The organism is Streptomyces sp. CNQ329 (assembly GCF_000482585.1).
In genome coordinates this window covers 24,926-44,394 of the sequence record NZ_AXVU01000015.1, presented here as the reverse complement: position 1 = coordinate 44,394, position 19,469 = coordinate 24,926, and the positions used below count along the sequence as shown (strand labels likewise).

Annotated in this window: 22 protein-coding genes and 1 other RNA gene; 2 read left to right on the top strand and 21 right to left on the bottom strand. The window is 69.2% G+C overall.

Annotated features, from left to right (window positions below):
• Nucleotides 1-31: 31 nt before the first annotated feature.
• The 19 genes from ssb to I003_RS34205 form a co-directional block, all read right to left on the bottom strand.
• Nucleotides 32-514: a single-stranded DNA-binding protein gene (gene ssb, locus I003_RS0112315; protein WP_037720708.1), complete on the bottom strand. Its 483-nt coding sequence runs from the start codon at nt 512-514 to the stop codon at nt 32-34.
• 14 nt (nt 515-528) lie between these two features.
• Nucleotides 529-2,418: a DNA polymerase gene (locus I003_RS0112310; protein WP_027771808.1), complete on the bottom strand. Its 1,890-nt coding sequence runs from the start codon at nt 2,416-2,418 to the stop codon at nt 529-531.
• Nucleotides 2,415-2,654 carry a hypothetical protein gene (locus I003_RS0112305; protein WP_027771807.1) on the bottom strand — a complete coding sequence of 80 codons (240 nt, stop codon included), beginning with the start codon at nt 2,652-2,654 and terminating at the stop codon, nt 2,415-2,417. Before I003_RS0112305 ends, I003_RS0112310 begins: the two co-directional genes overlap by 4 nt.
• The gene (locus I003_RS0112300) at nt 2,651-2,890 is read right to left on the bottom strand and encodes a hypothetical protein (protein WP_027771806.1); all 240 of its coding nucleotides are present in this window, start codon (nt 2,888-2,890) and stop codon (nt 2,651-2,653) included. The genes I003_RS0112305 and I003_RS0112300 overlap by 4 nt, the downstream gene beginning before the upstream one ends.
• Complete coding sequence (locus tag I003_RS32035; protein WP_486584192.1) at nt 2,887-3,747, bottom strand: deazapurine DNA modification protein DpdA family protein; 861 nt, start codon at nt 3,745-3,747, stop codon at nt 2,887-2,889. Before I003_RS32035 ends, I003_RS0112300 begins: the two co-directional genes overlap by 4 nt.
• Nucleotides 3,748-3,836: 89 nt before the next feature.
• Nucleotides 3,837-4,022: a hypothetical protein gene (locus tag I003_RS32030; RefSeq protein ID WP_037720704.1), complete on the bottom strand. Its 186-nt coding sequence runs from the start codon at nt 4,020-4,022 to the stop codon at nt 3,837-3,839.
• Between the two features lie 32 nt (nt 4,023-4,054).
• Nucleotides 4,055-4,121: hammerhead ribozyme type II (locus tag I003_RS34760), an RNA gene on the bottom strand.
• Nucleotides 4,122-4,136: 15 nt separating this feature from the next.
• A complete protein-coding gene (locus I003_RS32025) occupies nt 4,137-4,655 on the bottom strand; it encodes a hypothetical protein (RefSeq protein WP_051368208.1) in 519 nt (172 codons plus the stop codon).
• Between the two features lie 80 nt (nt 4,656-4,735).
• Complete coding sequence (locus I003_RS0112280; RefSeq protein ID WP_158688968.1) at nt 4,736-4,951, bottom strand: hypothetical protein; 216 nt, start codon at nt 4,949-4,951, stop codon at nt 4,736-4,738.
• Nucleotides 4,952-4,987: 36 nt separating this feature from the next.
• Entirely contained in the window at nt 4,988-7,516 is a 2,529-nt protein-coding gene (locus I003_RS0112275) for a hypothetical protein (protein ID WP_027771804.1), read from the bottom strand.
• Nucleotides 7,517-7,614: 98 nt separating this feature from the next.
• Entirely contained in the window at nt 7,615-8,007 is a 393-nt protein-coding gene (locus I003_RS0112270) for a hypothetical protein (RefSeq protein ID WP_027771803.1), read from the bottom strand.
• A 3-nt stretch (nt 8,008-8,010) separates the two neighbouring features.
• On the bottom strand, nt 8,011-9,510 hold the full coding sequence (locus I003_RS0112265) for a hypothetical protein (protein WP_027771802.1): 1,500 nt from the start codon (nt 9,508-9,510) through the stop codon (nt 8,011-8,013).
• A 117-nt stretch (nt 9,511-9,627) separates the two neighbouring features.
• Entirely contained in the window at nt 9,628-9,816 is a 189-nt protein-coding gene (locus I003_RS0112260) for a hypothetical protein (protein ID WP_027771801.1), read from the bottom strand.
• Nucleotides 9,817-9,913: 97 nt separating this feature from the next.
• The gene (locus I003_RS0112255) at nt 9,914-10,156 is read right to left on the bottom strand and encodes a hypothetical protein (protein WP_027771800.1); all 243 of its coding nucleotides are present in this window, start codon (nt 10,154-10,156) and stop codon (nt 9,914-9,916) included.
• 215 nt (nt 10,157-10,371) lie between these two features.
• Entirely contained in the window at nt 10,372-11,448 is a 1,077-nt protein-coding gene (locus I003_RS0112250; protein ID WP_027771799.1) for a hypothetical protein, read from the bottom strand.
• Nucleotides 11,449-11,490: 42 nt separating this feature from the next.
• On the bottom strand, nt 11,491-11,628 hold the full coding sequence (locus I003_RS36020; RefSeq protein WP_158688967.1) for a hypothetical protein: 138 nt from the start codon (nt 11,626-11,628) through the stop codon (nt 11,491-11,493).
• The gene (locus I003_RS0112240; RefSeq protein WP_027771798.1) at nt 11,625-11,891 is read right to left on the bottom strand and encodes a DUF6284 family protein; all 267 of its coding nucleotides are present in this window, start codon (nt 11,889-11,891) and stop codon (nt 11,625-11,627) included. The genes I003_RS36020 and I003_RS0112240 overlap by 4 nt, the downstream gene beginning before the upstream one ends.
• A 153-nt stretch (nt 11,892-12,044) precedes the next feature.
• Nucleotides 12,045-12,239: a hypothetical protein gene (locus I003_RS34210; RefSeq protein WP_158688966.1), complete on the bottom strand. Its 195-nt coding sequence runs from the start codon at nt 12,237-12,239 to the stop codon at nt 12,045-12,047.
• Nucleotides 12,240-12,307: 68 nt separating this feature from the next.
• Nucleotides 12,308-12,760 (bottom strand): hypothetical protein, encoded by a 453-nt coding sequence (locus I003_RS34205; protein WP_158688965.1) that lies wholly within the window; start codon nt 12,758-12,760, stop codon nt 12,308-12,310.
• Nucleotides 12,761-13,231: 471 nt separating this feature from the next.
• Here I003_RS34205 and I003_RS0112225 point away from each other — a divergent pair, with 471 nt between their 5' ends.
• The gene (locus tag I003_RS0112225) at nt 13,232-13,579 is read left to right on the top strand and encodes a putative quinol monooxygenase (protein WP_486584191.1); all 348 of its coding nucleotides are present in this window, start codon (nt 13,232-13,234) and stop codon (nt 13,577-13,579) included.
• 2 nt (nt 13,580-13,581) lie between these two features.
• Nucleotides 13,582-14,814 (top strand): helix-turn-helix domain-containing protein, encoded by a 1,233-nt coding sequence (locus tag I003_RS0112220; RefSeq protein WP_037720701.1) that lies wholly within the window; start codon nt 13,582-13,584, stop codon nt 14,812-14,814.
• Between the two features lie 571 nt (nt 14,815-15,385).
• On the opposite strand, the gene I003_RS32010 is transcribed toward I003_RS0112220, so the two are convergent.
• Together I003_RS32010 and I003_RS0112210 are read right to left on the bottom strand one after the other, a co-directional pair.
• Nucleotides 15,386-17,137, bottom strand: a complete 1,752-nt coding sequence (locus I003_RS32010; RefSeq protein ID WP_486584190.1) for a recombinase family protein — start codon at nt 17,135-17,137, stop codon at nt 15,386-15,388.
• A 552-nt stretch (nt 17,138-17,689) separates the two neighbouring features.
• Entirely contained in the window at nt 17,690-19,384 is a 1,695-nt protein-coding gene (locus I003_RS0112210; RefSeq protein WP_027771795.1) for a TIGR04141 family sporadically distributed protein, read from the bottom strand.
• Nucleotides 19,385-19,469: the final 85 nt, after the last annotated feature.

Here is a 19,469-nt window from a genome sequence, read left to right as displayed (position 1 = left end):
CTTTGGCGAGAGCGGGCCGCCCCAGGCGGTCTCAGAACGGCGGTTCGTCGCTGAAGCCCCCGCCCCCGACTCCGGCGGTCGCCGGGGTGGCGGTGGCCCACGGGTCGTCGCCCGCCGGCGGTTTGCCCGGCGCCTTCTTCCCGCCTCCGGGAGTGCGTTCCACGGCGGCGGTGGCGTAGCGCAGGGAGACGGCGATGTCCTCGGCATCCAGGCCGAAGCCGGTCCGGGAGACGCCGTCGGCGGCGGTGTATTCGAACTGCCGCAGGGCTCCGGTGACGATGACGCGGGTGCCCTTGGTCAGGGACGCTGTGGCGTTCTCGGCGAGCCACCGCCAGGCGGTGCAGCGCAGGAACAGCGTCTTGCCCTCGCCCCACTCGGCGCGGTTCTTGTCCCACACCTTGGAGTTGGAGGCGACGGTGAACGTCGCCCACGGGGTGCCGTCGTTGGCGTAGCGCAGTTCGGGGTCGGCGGTGAGGTTGCCGGCCAGGGTGATCACGGTCTCTCCGATGGCCATCGGGTGTGCCCCTTTCAGGCTGCGATCTGCTCGGATGAGTCGGATGAGGTAGATGCGGGGGCTGCCGGGGGCGCTTCCTGCTCGGAAAGGCGGCCCCAGTGAGTGCCGAGTACGTCGGCGTCCGCGGCGATGGGTACGCCGCGGAAACTCGTGGTCATCACGTCGGTGAGCAGGGCGCGGACGTGTTCGGCGTCCTGCTGGGGGACCTGGACGATGACTTCGTCGTGGACGAACAGCCACAGCGCCCCGGCCAGGCCGTGCCGGGTGGCGAGTTCGTACACGCAGGCCACCAGCAAATCCCGGGCGGTGGACTGGATGGCGTAGTTGCTGTTGGCGTACGGCCGCTCCGGGTCGGCGGGGATGCGCCGGCCGGAGCCGGTGATCACCGTGGTCGCGTTCGCGATGGTCTTGCCGTAGCGGATGACCTCGGGGTAGGCGCGCTGCCACTTGGCGATCACCTGGCGGGCCACGTTGACCGGCACTCCGGTCTGCGCGGCCAGGGCCTTTGCGCCGCCGCCGTAGATGGTGCCGAACGTGGCCCGCTTGGAGACGGTGCGCTGCTCGGCGGTGAAGCCGGGCCCGTACATCAGCCGTGCGGTGGCGTCATGGATGTCCGCACCGGAGGCGATGACATCCATGAGCGTCCTGTCCCGGGACAGAGCAGCGGCGACGCGTACTTCCACCTGGGAGAAGTCGCAGGCGATGAGCACGTTTCCGTCATCGGCGCGGAAGCAGTGCCGAAGCCGGGGGTCGTGCTTCTTCAGCGTCTGCAACGCCGGGGCCGTGATCGACATGCGGCCGGTGCGGGCCCGCAGGGTGTTGATCTGCGGATGCACCCGCCCCTCGGCGTCCGCTGCGGCCAGGAACGACTTCAGGTTGCTGATCGTGTTCGACCGCGCGGCCATCGTCCGCCGCGCAGCCACCAGCGCCCGCCCCTCCTCGGTGAGCCGCGCACAGCCGGCGGCCACGTCCGCTTGGAGGGCTTCGAGGGTGTCGGCGGTCACCTGCGGCCGTCCCGTTGCCGTGCGCGGCAGGGCCACGCCGGTGACCTGCTCCTGGAGCCAGGCCGCGAACCGCGGGCTGGTGCCGGAGAAGCCCAGCGCCTGCTGGATCTGCTCCGCAGCCTGGTCGAACTCCCCCTGCACCTGGCCAAGGAGGCGTTCGGTGTAAGGGCGGTCGAGCAGCAGGCCGCGGATGGTGATCCCGGTGGACTGGGCCGCAAGCCACTGCTCCATGCCGACCAGGTGACTGAACCGGGCGCAGCGGGTGAGCAGCAGCGGCAGCAGCCGGCGCACGTAGATCGCGTCCAGGCCCGCGTACACCGCGTACGCCTCATCGTCGGCGGGGATGTGGTCCCAGCCCCACTCCATCCAGGACTTGCCCGCCCGGTGCCCGACCGGCGCCAGTTGGCGCATCCGGCCGTACAGGGCCTCCTGCGCCTGCCGCAGCCCCGTATCGAGGTAGCGGCCGGCCAGATCCTTCAGCCCGTGGCCTGCACGTTCGTCGGGCTCCACCAGCTTGGACAGCAGATGGGTATCCGCCGCACGCTGGCCCAGCGGGATGCCGAAGGCGGACCAGATCGCGAGCACGTCGTAGTTGGTGTGCGTCACGAAGTGCCGTTCCGGGTCGGCGAGCACCGCTGTGAGCGCGTCGCGCTGCTCGGGCACCAGCGGGTCGAGCACCCACGCTTCGGTGCAGGTGCCGAGTTGCACCAGGCGCAGCCCGGCGTCGGGGCCGAAGTGCCCGGGGCCGCCTTTGACGATGGCGCGGCCCTCCACGTCCAGGCCCAGCACCACGTCCGAGGCGGTGAAGGCGGCGAACGCCGCCGTGTCGAACTCGGCGGCGCTGCGGGGGGCGTGGACGGTCATGGTGTGGCCGCCGGCGGTGCGGGTGTAGGTGCTCATGCCGCGGCCTTGTATCGGGTGGCCAGGGCGGCGAAACGCCGGTCCGCGACGGTGTCCATCGCGTGCCGGGCGGGGTCGTCCAGGGGCAGGGACTGGCGAAGCCGCTCCAACTCCACCGCCTGCACAACGCTCTCCTCCGTGGCCGCCGGCCACGGAAGGGGCAGGCCGCTGCCCGTGACGGCGCTGTCCTCGAACAGCGGCTCCTGTACGTAGGCGGGTTTGTCGTTGCTGGTCATGTTGTGTTTTCTCCTTCCGGGGTGTCGCAGGCGGGGCACTGCCACAGCAGCCGCACCTGCGGCAGCGTCATGGGCCGCCGGCAGCGCGGGCAGGACAGCGGCGCGGGCGGGGGCAGGATCCGGGCCAGCCAGCCATAGCCGTCATCGGCAAGAGCCCGCGTGTAGAGCGCGGTGTCCGCAGCCTGGTAACTCACCGCGCCGGGCTGCTGGAGGGCGGCGGGCAGGTGGTCGCTCATGCTGCCCTCCGATCAGTGAGCACCGTCTGCCGACGGGTGGGGATTGCGGCTATGACGCGGTCGCGCCAGTTCAGGGCGTAGTCGATGCAGTTGGCGCAGTTCTTGTGCGTGTGACCCGGAAGCGGTGGCCGGCGGCGCGCGTGGGCACTCCAGGCGGCGGAATCGGCTGAGGCCAGGAGGTGCCCGACGCGCTCCAGGCCGAGGATCTTGAAGCCGAAGCCGTGCAGCTTGAAGCCGTGCGCGGCCATCGCGGTGACGATCGCGGCGCCCTGGCGAGTGGACTGCAACCGGCACACCGAGCCCAAGCCGACGACGGGTTCGGCGCGCAGGTCGACGCCGGCCTTCTCGTAGAGCTCTACGCACCGCTCGTATGCCGGCACGGTGTCGCCCTGAATGACGGGGGCGATGCGCAGGTCGGGGGCGAGGGCGCGCAGTTCGAGGAAGTTGGCGACGGTGCGGCGCTGGTGCTCCTGCACGCTGAGGTGGGTGCCGACGAAGTACAGGCCGCCGAACCATCCGCCCTTGATGATGGCTTCCTCGCACATCCAGTCCTGCGGCGCGGCCCAGTCGTAGGGGCCGACGTGCTCCCAGATACGGCGCAGATCCTGGACGTATTGGCGGGGGGTGCGAGTCCAGGCGCCCTTGTCCTTGAGCTCCGAGAAGCCGCCGGAGTCGACCGCGTACGGACCGCGGGCTTCATCCCACTTCACGGCCCGGTCCCAGTGCTCGGACTTCAGGAACAGCGGAACGTCGGTCAGCCGCAGCCAGTGCCGCTTGTGCGTGGTCAGGTAGAAACGCATCCCGCCCGCGGCGGGAGCTCCCGCTAAGCCTCGCGAGATGTCGGTGGGTTGGGTCACGCTGGAGTCCTCCAACAGGTCCGATAGGGGCTGGTTGGCCGGGGCGACCGCGCGTCTTTGGCGAGATGGGGCGGTCGCCCTGGGCGTGGCTAGAAGATGACCTGGCCGTAGCCGCCGCAGCCGTACTCGTCGCCGCCCGGGTCCTGGCCGCAGAGGCAGCCCAGCCCGCGGTTGATCCGCTCTTCGCAACCGTCCTCTTCGCAGATGGTCTCGACGCCGTAACCGGCCTGGATGGCTTCGCCGTTGCGGGTGATCTCGTAGTGCATGTAACCCATGGGGCTCTCCTGTCGCTCGTGGCGGATTCTCGGTCTCCCTGCCTCGTCAGCGCCGGGTGGGAAGTTCCGGCGGACGCCGCGTGGTGCGGCGTTTCGGCTCTTGGGTCGGCATGGTCAGTGGATCTCGTTGTGGGTTTTGCCGAGCCAGCGGTTTTCGGCGTTGACGTGCACGTTTCGGTTTTCGATGTAGGAGGTGCCGGTGTGGTGGTGGTGGACCTCGCCCGGCGGCGTCGCGGCTGCTGCCTGGGCGACGCCTTCGGCGCCTTCCTTCACGGCGCGGCCGAGCATCTTCGCGGTGATGCCGAGTGCGGTCACCAGGGCGACCGGGGCGCCTGCCACGAGGGCCAGGTGCAGGGGGCTCATGCCGCCGGCGACCCAGAGCACGAGGGCGAGGGAGCCGCCGGCGGGCAGGCTTGCGGCGCCGGCGGCGAGCATCAGTGCGGAGGCGTCGGTGGCCTTCTGGCTCATCGGGGTGCGTCCCGGCTGGGTCACGGGCTGCGCTCCTGTCGGACGCACGGGCGTGATGTCGCGGTACGTGGTGGCCACGGGGCCGGTGTCGCTGATCCAGTCGGCGACCAGCCGGGCGGCTTCCGCGTCGGCGTGGGCCTTTTCCTGCGGTGTGAGGTCGGGCATGCGGGCCTTCCTTGCTGAGGGCCGGGCGGGGGCAGCCGCCCCAGCGGTGCGGGGCCGGGGCGGCTGCTTTGCCGGGGCGGTTACTTGCTGCCGCTGACGGTTTCGTCGGTCGTCTCCACGGTGGTGGTGACGAGGTTCTGGAGGGCTGCGGAGATGTCGGGCCCGAAGGGGGTCAGCAGCATCAGCACCCAGATCAGAGAGACGGCTGCGACCTCCTTGACCTTGAACCGCTTGTCCTTCCAGACCCAGATGACCAGGCCGATGAAGGCGAGGACGAAAATGGTGGACATAGCCATGTTGGGACTCCGTTTCGCGGGGTTGGTGAAGGTGTTTCAGGCGTCCAGGCGTTCGGCTGTGTGCCAGTCGCGCTGGATGCGGGTGAGTTTGTTCAGGCGCTGAAGTCGTCCGGTGACGTTGGCGACGGCTGAGGGCTTCATCTCGGTGACTTCCGCGATGGCCTTGTTGCGGCGTGCCCCGCCGTCCACGGCGTTCCAGACCCGTACGCGGGCCGGGAGGGGTACGAGTTCGTCCAGGTCGTCGTCTTCCACGTCCCCGGCGCCCTGGGGGGCCTTGTCGGGCTTCATGTCGATGACCGTGGCGCCGGTGTTCTTCTTCGTGGGTTTGGTCAGTTCGGTCAGGAACGCCTCTTCCTCTGCGGCGTCCATGTGCCGGTATTCGTCGCGGTGGAGGTAGGCGGAGCCGGCGGCGTTCGCCTCACCGTCGGTGAGGGTGTGCCGGGGCAGCGAGCGGAACACCTTGGCCGCGTTGTGGTGATACATGACGCGGGACTGGGTGTATTGCGCGCCGCCGTCGGCGATGTAGCACAGGCCGCCGGTACCGGAGCCGTTCGGGAACGTCTCGGGAATCGGCTCCAGGCGGAATTCCGGCGTTCGGGCGCCCAAAGACATGGCGTCGATATCGGCGCGGGCGGTGCGGAACAGCGCGATGTTCCCGGACTGGAGCATGTCGCGCACCGCGTTGGCGTCGGCATTCGAGCCGATGGCGTCCAGGTTGGGAATCTGCACGTGGGCCCGCGCGCCGATACCGGCCGCACGGGTCTGCCGCCCCAGGTGGGAGACGCCCTTGAGGACCGCGGCGGCGTTCTTGTCCCGGCTGCCGTCCTTGGCCATCTCGTTGAACTCATCGAACGTGACCGCCATGGGCGCGAACGGCTCTCCCGGCACGAAGAACGACCGGCCGGTCTCCACATCGCCGTCCGCGTCCCGCCACTGCAGGCCCATCTGCACGCCGAAGCGGTACCTACCGACCGCGGAGGCGGCCTGGGCCATCAGGGAGAACCCCAGTGGGGACTTGACCAGCCAGTCCAGGTCATCAGTCCAGGAGGCGAAGCCCACGCCGCCCTTGCCGTCCGCGACCCAGGACACGAAGCCGTTGATGGCCTGGGCGAGCAGCAGCGCCTCTTCCAGGGAGGTCTTCCCGGCCCCGGTGGTGCCGGGGACGAACGAGTGGACCGCCGACATGCCCCGGACCCCTGTGAGGCCGAACTTGCCCGCGTTGGGGATCAGCAGCCGCCAGGGGGCCGGCTGGCCGTAGATATCGCGGCCGATCGAGACGTAGCCGTTGGAGTCCATGCGCAGCGCGTCCAGGTCGAGCCGGACGCCGTCCTGGAGTGGGTTGGAGAACATCTCGTTGACCTCGACCCTGCGGGCGTCCAGGGCCCGCAGGTGCAGCCGTGCCACGGCTTCCTCGCCCGGCATGTCGAGCGCCTGGGCAATCGCGCGGGGCTGCACGGCCGTGGCGGGGGTGCCCTTGCGCGGCAGCAGAATCGTGAACTTCCGGCCGCTGGGGGTCTCCTCGTGGCCGTACAGCTCGCTGCCCTCGTAGGGGTTGTACTCCTGCCACACATCCGCCAGATCGCCCCCGGCGGCGGCTGCGAGCGGCGCCAGGCGCACGGTCAGCTTGGCCCGGTTGGCGGCCATGTCGTCGGACCGGTAGACGTTGACGGCCTTGGGCGGGACCTCGAAGGCGATGCTGACCGCATCCTGGGTGACGTCCGTGGCGCTCTTGGCCGTGGTGGAGACGACGACCGCGGTCAGCTTGCCCGCGTCCAGTTCGACGGCGGTCAGCTTCGAGGCCGGCAGCGGGCCGCGCTCGCAGGCGATCCACTCCGCCCACCGTGCGATGTACCAGTCGACGCCGCGGGCGGGCACACCGTCCGCAGCCGTTTCGGGGCGCGGGTCCGGGCGGTCCCACACCCAAATGCCCCACCAGCCCGCGGCGCAGGCCATCACCAGCCGTGCCGCCCCCGGCATGTCGACGTAGCCAGACGCCGGCAGCGCGGCCACGGGCCCGGCGCGCAGCGCCATCTCCGCCGGGCTGTAGCGGCGCCACCATCCGCGCTCCCAGTCGGGCAGCCACCGCGCCCACACAGTCCGCAGCGCCTTGCAGCGCGCCGTGTACGCGGCGGCGGTCGCCTCGCGCACCAGGGCGGGACGCCGGCTGTCCTCGCGCCATCCCTCTCCGACGCCCACCGAAGGGGCCAGCAGGCCCCCGGTGTCCGACTGCGGGCCGGGTTTGGCGGCCAGGCGGCGGCGCATCCGGCGGACCTTGCGGCGGTAGCCGCGGCGCGAGGAACGGCACATCCACTCCCACGGCTCGCCCTGTCCGGGCAGCCACCGCCACGGGCCGGGGCGCATCCCCAGGGCCGTCCAGCCGCCCGCGGCGACCGCCCCGCCCAGCGTGACCGCGGCCAGCGGCCCGCCGTCCAGCATCCCGCCCGATGCGGCCAGGACTGTCCCTGCGTACAGGCCGGGACAGTCCCGTATCTGCTCCGCCTTCTGGCGCCAGCCGCCGTCCTGCTGCTTGTCGTCTTCCTTCTTCGCTACCCTCGTCTCGGTCATCGCGTTTTCACTCCGTTCGCGATGGGAGAAGGCGGGCCCGTTCGCGGCGGGCCCGCCTTCATTTGGTGGTGTCTTCGATTCCGCGCCTTACGGCGTGCTCAGCGGCGGCGGATGAATTCCCGGTCGGCCATCCGCACCGAATGCGTGCGGTTCGCTTCCGCCATCCGCCCGTGCTGCTCCTGGGTCTCGCGGTCCAGGCCCTCCGCCACGTTCGACAGTTCGTCGGCCTTCGAGACGATCGTGCCGACGTTGGCGGCCATAGCCTCGGAGAGGGTAGCCACCTCCATGTAGGCGGTGGTCGTCGGCTCATCGACCTCCAGGACGGTCATCGCCTCGGAGAGGTAGCGGGCGGAATCGGCCCGGTCGGTGAAACGGGCCTGGAGCCGTTCCACGGCCGCCTTTGTGCGAGCGGCGCGGATTGCGTACGCCGCGGCCCTGGCGAGCACGGCCGCGTAGGTGACAACCGATCCGGCGGTCTTCACTGCGCCCATATGTCAGGCTCCCTGCGTCTCGTAGGTCTCGGATCCGGCCGTGGCGTCTTCGGAATCGACGGCATCGGAGATGTAGGAGTCGCGCTCGGCGACATCCTCCATGTCCTTCGCGATGTCCACGTAAAGGCCCTGGCCGGCCTCCAGGCTCGCCTTCGCCTTCACGACGGCTTCGCCCTGGGCGACCGTGTTCGCCCTCAGTTCGTCCAGGGCCGAATGGATTCCCTGGTACTTCTCCAGCGCCTGGGAAATCCAGCCGATGACCGACTCCCCGAACCCGGCGTTACGGGCATCCGCGATCAGGGCGTCGGCGCGGCCGATTTCCCTTTCGCAGCGCTGCTCGATCCGGCCGTAGACCTGTACGTCGTCCTCGCACATGAGCGACAGTTCGTCGCTCTCGTCCATGACGGACTCGTAGGTGACTTCTGCTGCCATGCGGCCAACTCCATTCCCTGTCGACGCCTCACCGGAATCCGGCGAGGCGGGGCGCTCTTCCTCCCCAGCGGTTTCCGGCGTCTTTTCCGGTGCTTCTTCAGGCGCCGATTCCTCGGACTTCCCGGACGCCGGTTCCGCCGCGGGTTCCTCGGGGACCGCGGGCTCCTTGGTCCCCGCGGCGTCGGGAGGTTCTACGTCGTCGGATGAGCTGGATTCGTCGCGGCCGGGCGCCGGTTTGGCCGGCTCATAGCCCCGGTCGCCGACGACGGGGCACAGCGGCTCCCCGTCCTCGTGCGACCAAGCCGGCGGCGGTCCCCACGCGGGCGTCCATGACGTGGGCGGACGGTTCACGGCCGTCTCGCCGCATTCGGGGCAGACCATCGCCCGCTGCGGCTCCGTAGTAGCGGGCGTCGGGTCCTGCGGCGGCTGCCCGGTCTGGTGCTGCCACCAGCCGTCGTTGCCGCGTACCAGCCCTGCACCGCAGTTCTCACAGGTGTGGGTGATGGGGTCGGCGGCGTAGTCGAGGACGTTCAGGTCGCGGCAGGCAAGCTCGCCGCACAGCGGACACAAGCGCGGGTTGGCCACAGGGTTCCTCTCCGGCTTCTCGTGGACGGTCGGCGGATCCACCGGCGCCGGCGGCGCCGCGACGGGCGCCAGCACCGGGGCGGGATCCTCGTGCCCCTGCGCCGTGCGCCGTCGGCGGTACTCGCGTACGGCGCCGCGGCCGGTGTCCTTGACCCAGCCCCAGCCCCGCGCCGTCCAGCCCCCGGCACGGCGCCCCAGAGGGGTCGCCACGCGCTCAATCGGGGTGTGGCCGCGGTAGCCCGCGCGGAACGCCTCCGGGACCGTGACAGCGGGCTCCACAGGCGCCGCCGGCCAGGGCGAGGCGCCCGGCAGGGGCATCGGCTGCGGGGGCAGCGTGCCGTGCTTCTCCGCGATCTTCCGCAGGGCTTTCTCGTGCCGGCTCTGCTCCTTGGCCACGGCCCGGTCGCCCGGGGTCATGCCGACCGCCAACTGTTCGCTCTGCTGTCCAGCCGCAAAGGCGATGGCGCAGAGCAGTAAGAGTTCCATCTCTCTCCTCACTGACTGTGACCGGGAAGACGTGAACGTTCTGCCTCGCGCGCGTACGTGCGCGTGTAGGCCCCTCAAACATTCACGTCTGCCCGGCGTGAACGTGGGCGTGAACGACTACCTGGCGTATCTGTCCGTGACCGCCTGGACAGCCGCCTTCAGCTCGTTCCAGGCGCAAAGCTGCTCCGCCGGGTCCAGCTTGGCCACGGCGCTGCGGAAGCGATCCAGCCGCTTCAGTGCGCCCGCCTTGGGCGAGACCGCGTCGGCCTTGACGATCGCCTTCGCCCAGTAGCCCGCGCCGCTCATCGCTGTAGCCCCCAATCCTCGGGTGTGATCGGTGCGTACCGCCCCGACCGCGTCGCCGTGGAGGCAAGCGGCCGGGGCCGGTGCCTGCACGTGCAGGTCAGAACCAGTTGGGCTCCAGGGCGAAGAACGCGACGTTCGCGCGCTCCAGCTCGGGGCACTGCTTGACCAGTTCGCTGCGAATGGCCTGGTACACGTCGGAGCGTGTGGCACCGGCCGCGGGGGTGCAGGCACCGTCGTAGGTGCCCGCCATCCGCCCCGGAATCTCCAGCGTGATGATCCAGTGGTGCGAGCCCTGCGCCGGCTCGGTCCCGGGAGTGCTCTGCTCGGTCTGGGTGGACACTGCTGATCCCCTTGTCTGGTTGAGATGCTCAGGCGTGATGCGGATTCAGCGGTGGGCTCGCCGGGTCTGCTCGCCGGGTCTGCGAAGGTGCCGCTCGCCGTGGCTCGCCGGGTCTGCTTCACTGGTTTGCGTCGACTGCTTCCGGCAGTCGCAACGAGGGCCAGCCCACTTGCACTGGGCTGGCCCTCATTGGTGTGTGCCGGACGCACGCACGGTCAGGCTTCGGACTCCTCATGGGACATCAGCGAGCCCCACGCCTTGCGCACCCGCTGCTCCCCTCCGACGAACCCCGCCTCCCGGAAGGAGGCCACGGCCTGGCGGTAGGACAGCGGCGGGTCATCGGCGTAGCGCAGATGCCGCAGCACCACGAGCAGTTGGTCATCGCTCAGCGGCTCACCGACCGGCGGGGCGGGAACCCCGGCCACGGCCGCGATCTCGGCCAGCGTCACGGGCGGCTCGGCCGGAGGCGTCACGCCCGTGACGCCGCCCGCCGGAACCATCGCGAATTCGTCCGTGACCTGCGTGCCTTCCCCCGTCACACCCGTGACGCCGGGCGTGACGCCGTCATCGTCCGCAGCCACCACGGCACGCGATTCGGGGGCAGCCGTCACACCCGGCGTCACGGGCGTCACGCCCGGCGTGACGGGCAGGGCGAACATGCCCGCCAGAGCCGCGTCCGCGCCCGCGGTCATCCGCTCGCGCTGCACCTCCACCAGGTTCCCGCCCAACTGCGCGTCGCCGGCGCCCACGTGCTTGACGAGCTTCCACGACTCCTTCTCCGACTTGTTGCGGGCCTTGTCGTCGGGGTGGTTGGCAGCGAGGGCACGGTGAAAGGCCAGGCGCTGCATGACGGCCGCGTTGCGGCGCTGCGCTTCGGCGTCGACTCCGGTGCGGTAGACCACGATCCGGCGGGCCAGCAGCCCCATGCCTTCCGCGGAGACGCACATGGCCATCGGGGTCACGGCGAACACCACCGCTTCCGTCGTGTCCTGCGCGACTGCGGCGCCGGTCAGGGACGCCACCGCCGGCAGCGTCCACAGCCCGACCCGAACCGCCGCCGGGGACGACTGGCCCAGCATGGTCAGACCGACCATCACCAGCGCCAGAACCAGCGTGGCGCCCTCACCCGCGGCGACCACACCCAGCGCGGTCGCCGACCGGTCGAACACCGAAGTGATGTTGCTGTACGTGCCGACCGCGCCCAGCGCGCCGAAGGCGACCATGGGCACCGCGGCGGCACCCAGCACGATCGCCTGGCCCCTGCTCAGGGCCCTTTCCGGGGTGTTGCTCATCAGATCCTCCTTGCAGCTAAAGATCGAACGGAAGGAGCACGCTCACGCGGGAGCTCCGAGGGTGATCAGCGCGGCGGCCAGGAACAGGGCGCCACCGGCGCGTGTCAGGTCGACGGCACGGGCGATCTCCGCCTTCACCTCCGCATGAGCGGCGGCAAGGCTTGACTCGCGAGCGCTCACGCCGCGCCGCCCGACGTGCGGGCGGCGCGACGGTTGGCCAGCGTGCAGCGGGCCGCCAGCACCCGGTTGCGGGCCCGGCGGCTGCGCTGGCTGTCCACTTCGTTCCGCGGACGGTCAAGGGCGATGATCTGCGCCTCAACGAGTTCGATACCCGCGAGGATCTCGGGCATCTCCTGTTCGATGGCGTCCAACTCCGCATCCGTGGGCTCCATCCAGGGCTCGAACGCGGTAACAGCCTCCTGAACAGTGACAACAAGGTTCATGGGTCGTGTTCTCCCTAGCAGATAGGCACGGCGCTGTTCGCGCCGTTCGTCGGTGGCAGGCGTGGCAATCGCCGTGCGGGTGGAGTGCCCCAGGCGGGATTCGATCCCGCGCCCTCACGGCGTGGATGCCGGGGCGGTGGTGCGTGCTGGTCTTCAGCGCAGGGTCGGGTCCGCTTCCAGCAGGCGGCGGGCCAGCGCGAGACCTGCGGGGGTGAGCGCGTCCTGCGACACCAGATCGGCCGCGTACAGGCTCATCAGGGCATCGGCGTTGTAGCTCGACACCCGGTGGTCCGGTCGGCGGGCGGCGTGGACCAAGATGCGCTGCTGGGGGTAAGGAACGTCAAGCATGAGCACTCCCGAGGTTGATTCCGGCTCCCCTCACCGCCCGCACAACGTCGGACGGATCGGGCAGCCGGTCAGCCGTAGAGCGCCTCGGCGCCGGCTTCGCGCAGCGCGGTGTGTGCCTGGCGGGCCCGCAGCCCGGCCGCGTCCCGCTCGGACTCGGGCACGTCGCCGATGGCCATGGCAGCTTCCACAGCCGCATGCGCCGTGGTCAGCAGCTCGCGGTTGTCAGTGGCCATGTGCAGCGCGTCCATCGCGCTGGTCACGGCCGACCGAGCCGTGTAGCGGGCCTGCCGTGCCTCCGTGGTGTCGGGCTGTCCGTCGCGGCTCGCCGCGACCTTGAGCCACTGGTGCTGCCGGTGGGTCACGATCGCGGCGAGCAACGCAGGAACGGCCTCGGCGAATGCCTGCCGGCGCCGCTCGGCCGCCGCGGTCCGTACGTTCCGCGTGGCGGTGAGGTGCTGCATGAGCCCGGCAACAACCGCACCGGCGAGCGTGCCCAGAACAGCAACGAGTGTGTTGATCACAAAATCTCTCCTTGAGGTTCCGGGTGTCCTGGTCCCCGCACCAGGTGATGCGGAGGCGCGGACCCCGGAAGGGGTGCGGCGATCTTTGCCCTTGTCTCACCTGTGCGTGCGGATCACGTGTCCGTCCCGTGAGGGGCGGCATGGGAAGAAGGTGCGTACGAGTCGCACAGGCAGGGCCTACGGCTTGTCGCTGTTGCCTGGTCCCGGGTGACCAGAGGACGCCACCTGTACGACGCCCCTCCGCAGGTCTCTTGCTCGGAGGCGCCGGCGCGTCATGGCTCCGGGTGCATGTGTTCAGTTGAGAAGGAACGACCAGCTCAGGGCCCAAGGCATGCGGCTGGAGCCGCCTGCCGAGCCACCGCTTGCGGCGGCTGTTCGGGCGATCCCGAGCTGACATGACGAGAAGTTACTCGCAGAAAAACTGCGAGTCAAGAGGAAAGCTGCGAGTAGCAGAAGTTCTCCAACTCTGCGATGCTTGAGATCGTCACCAGAGGAGGAGAGATGGGAAATTTCGGACTATTCGTCCGCTTTACGCTCCAAGACGGCGCAGCCGAGGACTTCGACAACCTCGTGCGCGAGACCACAGCGGCGATACGAGCGAAGGAGCCCGGGACGCTCGTCTACGCCTGCCACACAGTCGAGGGCGCATCGAACCGGCGGGACTTCTACGAGCTGTACGAGACCTACGAGGCGTTCGAAGAGCACGAGCGCCAGCCGCACATCAAGCACTTCCTGTCAGAACGGTCGAAGTACGTCAGCCACACGGAGGTGGAGCGCTTGAGCACGTATGCAGGCAAGTACCCCGATGAGGCCCGGTGACTATGAGAGAAGAGCCCCGAGCCACAGGTCAGCAAATCAAGAAGCTGCGCCGGCAGGCCGGCCTGTCGCAGAGCGACCTCGCCACGGCCATGAACCGATCGGAGAGCTGGGTCTCTCAGGTAGAACGTGGAGTGCAGCCGGTAGAGCGGCTATCGGTGCTGCAAGCCCTCGCTGACGCCCTTGGCGTTCCGGTCCGGGAGATCCGGCCGGACGCGGGGCAGGTCGCAGAGCCCGAGCCCGAGACGCCGCAGGTGAGCAACGATCTCGACGGTTTGCGCGTGGCCTTGTCTGGCCATCCCGCACTCGCAGGGCTCTTCAACGGCCAGCCGTCTGACGAAACGCTTGACCTCTCCGAGTTCACGGCGCAGATCGAGACGGCGTGGGACCTTGCGCACGCGTCGAGCAATGCGGCGTTGAGCGACACACTCGCCAGGCTGCTCCCCAGACTCGAAGAGGCAGTGCGGCAGGCTCCACCGGCCCAGCAGCCCGAGTTGCACGAACTGCGGGCACGCGCCTACCAGGTGGCCGCAGCCAGCTTCACGCGCCAGGACGAGGCAGACGCCGCATGGGTGGCCGCAGACCGGGCCCTCCAGGCAGCAGAGTTGGCGGGCAAGCCCCTCGAAGTCGTCGCCGGACTCTTCCGCATGGCGCACGCCTTCATCCGACAGCAGCGCATCGAACAGGCGGAGCACGCCGCGCTGTCGGCAGTCGAGGTGCTGACGCCTCGTGCGGAGGCACACGATTGCCCGACCAGCGAACTCTCGCTCTTGGGTGCGATGAATCTCGTTCTCGCCGTGATCAACGCGCGCGAGGGGCGGCGGTCTGCGACCCACAAGCACATCGAACGTGCGCGAGCCCTTGCGTCGCGGTTGGGTGAGGATCGCAACGACTTCGATACCGAGTTCGGCCCCACGAATGTCGAGATCCACGCCGTGAGCACGGCAGTCGACCTCGGGGACGCCGGCCTTGCCCTGGATGTGGCTGAAGGCGTTGACGCTTCCAAGCTCTCTCCTGAACGCCAGGCGCGTTTCCTCCTGGACGTGGCGCGGGCGCACGCGCAGCGGCGACACGTCGGGGAGGCAGTAGCCGCACTGACGGAAGCCGAAGGGCTGGCCCCGGAGCAGATCAGGAGCCACCGCCTCTCCCGTGAAGTGATCCGTGATCTGGTCCAGCTATCCGGGAACCACGTCCCCCCAGCCTTGGCCGAGTTGGCAGAGCGCTCGAACTTAGAGTGACTGAGCCGGTCGGTCCGGTTGATCCCCTACGACAGCCGAGCGGGCCCCGCAACGGGCCCGCTCGGCTGCCCTGCTGTGGGCGGCATGGGTCGTCTGGGGGCCGTCCGGGAGTGGCCGGCGAAGACCAACGACGGTAGGTAACGACCGTGCTACACACCCAACCCGTGACGGGGTCCGGCGGCAGAGAGACCGGGCCTGTTCGCACTATCTGCGATACACAAGCGCACCGCCCGCCTCGCGCGAACCAGGAACTTGCTGGTCAGAGCGCATTTGCAGGCACAACTCTGATTGTGCTCCGGAGCCGTGTGCGCAGGTTCGAATCCTGCCGGGGGCACGGGATCACATTCCGTGTTTTTGCAGGTCAGGGCTCAATTTAGCCCTACCTGTGGGCGTACCGATGGCACGCAAAGATTCGGCCATCCCCGAAGGACACCTTCCCCTCTCAACCTGTCCGCAGGTGGCATAGCCGCAGTTGAGAGGGTGTATTCAGCAGCTGCGGACCACGTCAGGGAACGTGCGCAGGTTCGAACCATACAGGGGGGCCGGGAACAGGCACCCTCGTCGCGTTCTGTCATACAGCCTGTTCAGGGCCCCCTTGTTCCGCTGTCGACCGCGGCGGTCCTCCACCGCGACCAGGCCCATTCGCAGCTCTCCCCTGGTCCGCCAGCCAGACCAGCACCCTCATCATCGACTGGAGTTGCTGTTGCTGCACCACCGCGAGGTCGCTCTCATCAGCTGTACGGGCTTCACATCGGATGGTAAGAGTCTCGCCCTGCGTAGTCCGGCGTGACGCCTCATCCCTGACGGCAGAGGGGAGGACGATCCTGCACAGCGCCTCGCCGGCCCGCACGTCGTAGCGGACCGTGAGATGCAGGGCGTCGAAGAGCGGCCGGGATACCTCGTCGGGCAGGCACGACAACTGGGTCGGCGTTACTGGAGCGCGGTTGAGCGCCATACACGCTGCCTGCCGATGCCGCTCATGGTCATCGACCTCGTTCAACTCGGCAGCGAGTTGTTGCTGGAGCGCGTGCTGCTGCGCATGCAACTCGCCATGTCGCGTCGCGATCTCGTGGAGGAGGCTGGGGTCAGGGCGGTCCAGAAGCTCCATGTTTCGGACCAGTCGTCGGCTCCTGCTCTCCTGGTCCGCGAGGGCCGCCCGCAAGGATGACAGTCGCTGTTGCCGTTCTTGTCGCGGCTGTTCATCGGCCGCTTCCCAGGTGGCTTCCAGCAGTTGGCGCCGTGCAGCGCTGAAGACGTGGGTGCACAGAAAAGCTGCGAGGTGCTGAAGGAGCATGTCCTCACGCATCCAGACGCTCGGCGGGTGCCCTTCAGGCCGGTATTCCGCCTTGGGCGCACACACGTAGTAGGTGGTTCTTCCGCTGGGCTTGCCGTGTATACGCCGGCCGCACAGCGCACAGAAGACGTAGCCGCGCAGCCGGTAGACGCGTTTGGTCTGCGGGTGGGTGTTGGCGCCGGCGGCGCGGCGCGAGCGCTGCTGACGCTCTGCTACCTGCTGTGCCCGCACGAACGTCTCCAGCTCCACCAACGCCGCATGCGCGGGCGTGGTGGACCACACCCACTCCTCCACCGGGTTGAGGCGGTTTCGACCCGCGGCCTTGCGGGCCCGCCGGTTCCACACCATGTGCCCGGTGTACTTCGGATTCGTCAGCACCTCCCGGACACTCGAACCGGTCCAGCGCCCCGCAGCCCGCGCGGGATCCACCGGCGTCGGCGGCGGGTTGATTCGCAGATCCCTGTTCAGTTTCTCCGCGATCTGCCTGTAGCTCAGCTCCTCCGCCACCCGCCAGGCAAAGCACTTGGACACCACCGGCCCCTCCACTGAGTGGGCCTCCAGCAACGTCTTCTTCATCCCCCTGGCCCGGCGCGCCGGCACCGGATGCGCCACCTTCCAGGCGCGATAGCCGTAGCAGGGCTTGCCCACGTTGTAGCCCTGCTCGGCATGGGTCTCAAAGCCCGCCCAGGACTTCTCCAACAACTCGGTGACGTACCACTCCGCCACCCCCTGCTTCACCCGGCGGACCAACACCTCCGTAGCGCTGGGACCTCTGCGCCTGCCCTCGGCGAGGCGGATCGGCTCGTCCGCTGCCCACAGCACCACTCCTGCCTGCTCAAGCCGGTGCTCGAACTCCGTCGCGAGGTACGTGCGCCTGGCGATCCGGTCGATCGACTCACAGATCACCGCATCGAACCGCCTATCCGGCCGGTTCGCCTCCCGCAGCAGCGCCCCAAGCCCACCATCCCGCGGTACCGGGATCACCATCCGCTCATGAGCAGACCCACCACCACGGTCACCAAGAGCCATACGCCCGGACTCCACGTCATAGAAGTGAGCGGTAATGACCGCGCCCTCCGGCAGGACCCGTTGGCACACCCGCAGTTGTCTCGGCAACGACAACGTCGGATCCTGCTGATCACACGTCGACGTCCGCCCCAACCACGCCACCAGAACCGCCCCCGAGCCCAGGGGCTCATCATGGCTGTGCCGTGATCCTGCTCGGCCCGTACGCCGCGAGGCCGCCCACGACTGGATCTCCTCCGGAGTACCCATCCACCGCCACCTGCCCACCATCCAGCCCCAAGCCGACGCGGGGAACCGTGACTGTCCCGCCGCTTAAGGCATGACAAAAGGAGTCGACGCGGGCATGCCAATCACCTTGGGCGCAAAGAGATCACCCATACGCCCAGCACCAACCCGGGCACCAGCATCGATTACCCGCTACTGCAACTCTTGGCTATGTGCACCCAGAGGAAACAGCCTCAAGCGAGTGATATCGGGCCGGCAGAGGCGACGTATGTACCACCTGAGCCACGGAAGGTAGCCGAACCGCACCACTTGTGGGCTGCGGTTCCCCAGTTACGCCGCCAGGCAGCGGGTTCCCGCCCGGCTCGGAGGCACCGCCGTGGCCTGGATCCCGATGACCTCGACGGCTACGCCCCACGCCTCAAGCATCTTGGCCGTCTGCACGAGGGTGACCTGGGAGAACGGGAACAACGTGTCGGCGGTGAGGTCGGTTCCGCTCTTCAGCAGGATCGCGAAGACGACCTTTGACGGGCGGAAGTCCTCCGGCAAGGCCCGGGAGGGCCGGGCCGCGGCCACCTTGCGGGCGAACCCGTCCACGGCGACCGGTGAGTGCAGCAGGGTCTGAACGGCGACCACGGCCTGACCGAACAGATGGCTCAGGGCGTCGGAGCCCTTGGCCCGCTTCACCATGATCAGGACGTCGTCAGGACTCAGCAGGTCGCAGATCTCCACGCCGTTGCCCCGGTGCAGCGCGGTCCGGACGTTGTCACGGTCGAAGCAGACGTACCCGGCCCGCAGGTCGGGCACCGACTGGTTGTAGTCCCGCTCCTTGTCCCCGAGCGCCCAGGCCGGAAGGTCGACCGAGGGCCTGTCGGTGATGAGCCGCTCCACCTGCGAACGGATCGCCTCCAGGTACGCCTCACCGATCTCGTACCAGTCCCCGTCCAACAGGAAGAACCGGCGGGTACTGAGCGACACCTCCGCCTCAATCCACCGCAGCACGCTCGACGTCCAGATGACGTCACCCTTCTCCGCCCGTGTGTGCGCGTAGAGGGTGACGGTGCCGTCCCGGAGTGCGGCGAAACGCGTTCCCGCCCTCTGCACGCGGGCCCGGTCGAGGACGTACTCCAGGCTGAAGTCGTCGCTGAGGCGCGCCTCCGGGCTGCGCACCTTGATGGCGAACGTCTGTGCGGTGCCGTAGTCGTCCCAGTGATCGGACGGGACGGCAACAGCGATACGTCCGTCCGGCACCTCGCCCAGCATGTCGTCGAGCCGCTCCTCCAGCGACGTGACGAGGTCGGCGCGCTTGACCGGGACGATGTGCTCGACGAACTCCAGTTCCGGAGCCGGGGCCTCGTCCCGGAGGACACGGGCGATGGCCCGGATATCCGCGACCAGGTCCGCGGCGTCGATACCGAGGCGCATCCGCAGCCCGGTGCCGCCCTCGACGCTGGAGATCTTCGTGCGGTCGTCCTGAGCGATCGTCAGCTGGATCCCGTCCAGCCGACCGCCCAGCCGCCGCACGATCTGCGCGTGCTCCTGAACACCCAGGCTCCAGACGGGAGCACCGCCGGGCACGAGGGTGATGTCGGTCCGGCCGCCCCTCGGCGTGTGGGAGACCATGTCCCGGATCTGGGCGGGGTCCACCCTGCGGATCACGAAACTCAGCCCGAACCGCCGGTCCTTGATCCGGTCGGGCACCAGGCGGAAGCCCTGGTCGTAGCCGATGGCGTACACCTCGCCGTCGACCACGAGCATCAGCAGCCCGGCCGACCGGTTCACCGGCCGCGACACCTCGCATCCGGTGGTGCGATTGATCTCGCCGCACCAGCTCGCGACCGGCCGCTCGAAGCCGCCGGTGACCAGCAGCGCAGGAACGCCCAACCGCTCCTCTGGGAAGTGCAGTTCCGCGCCGACGGCTTCGAGCCGGGCCGGGTCGAGGACGTCGAACATCGCGTCGATCGTGGGAGCGACTCCTGTGAGCCGATAGAGGGTGCGCTTGGACGTGCCTGACGTGCTGGTGGCCATGGTGCCGCTCCATTCGAATCACGTGTTGTGGGCAGGGGGGAGCCCGGGAAGCCCGGGGGAGGACGGGAACTCCAGCGAAAGCACA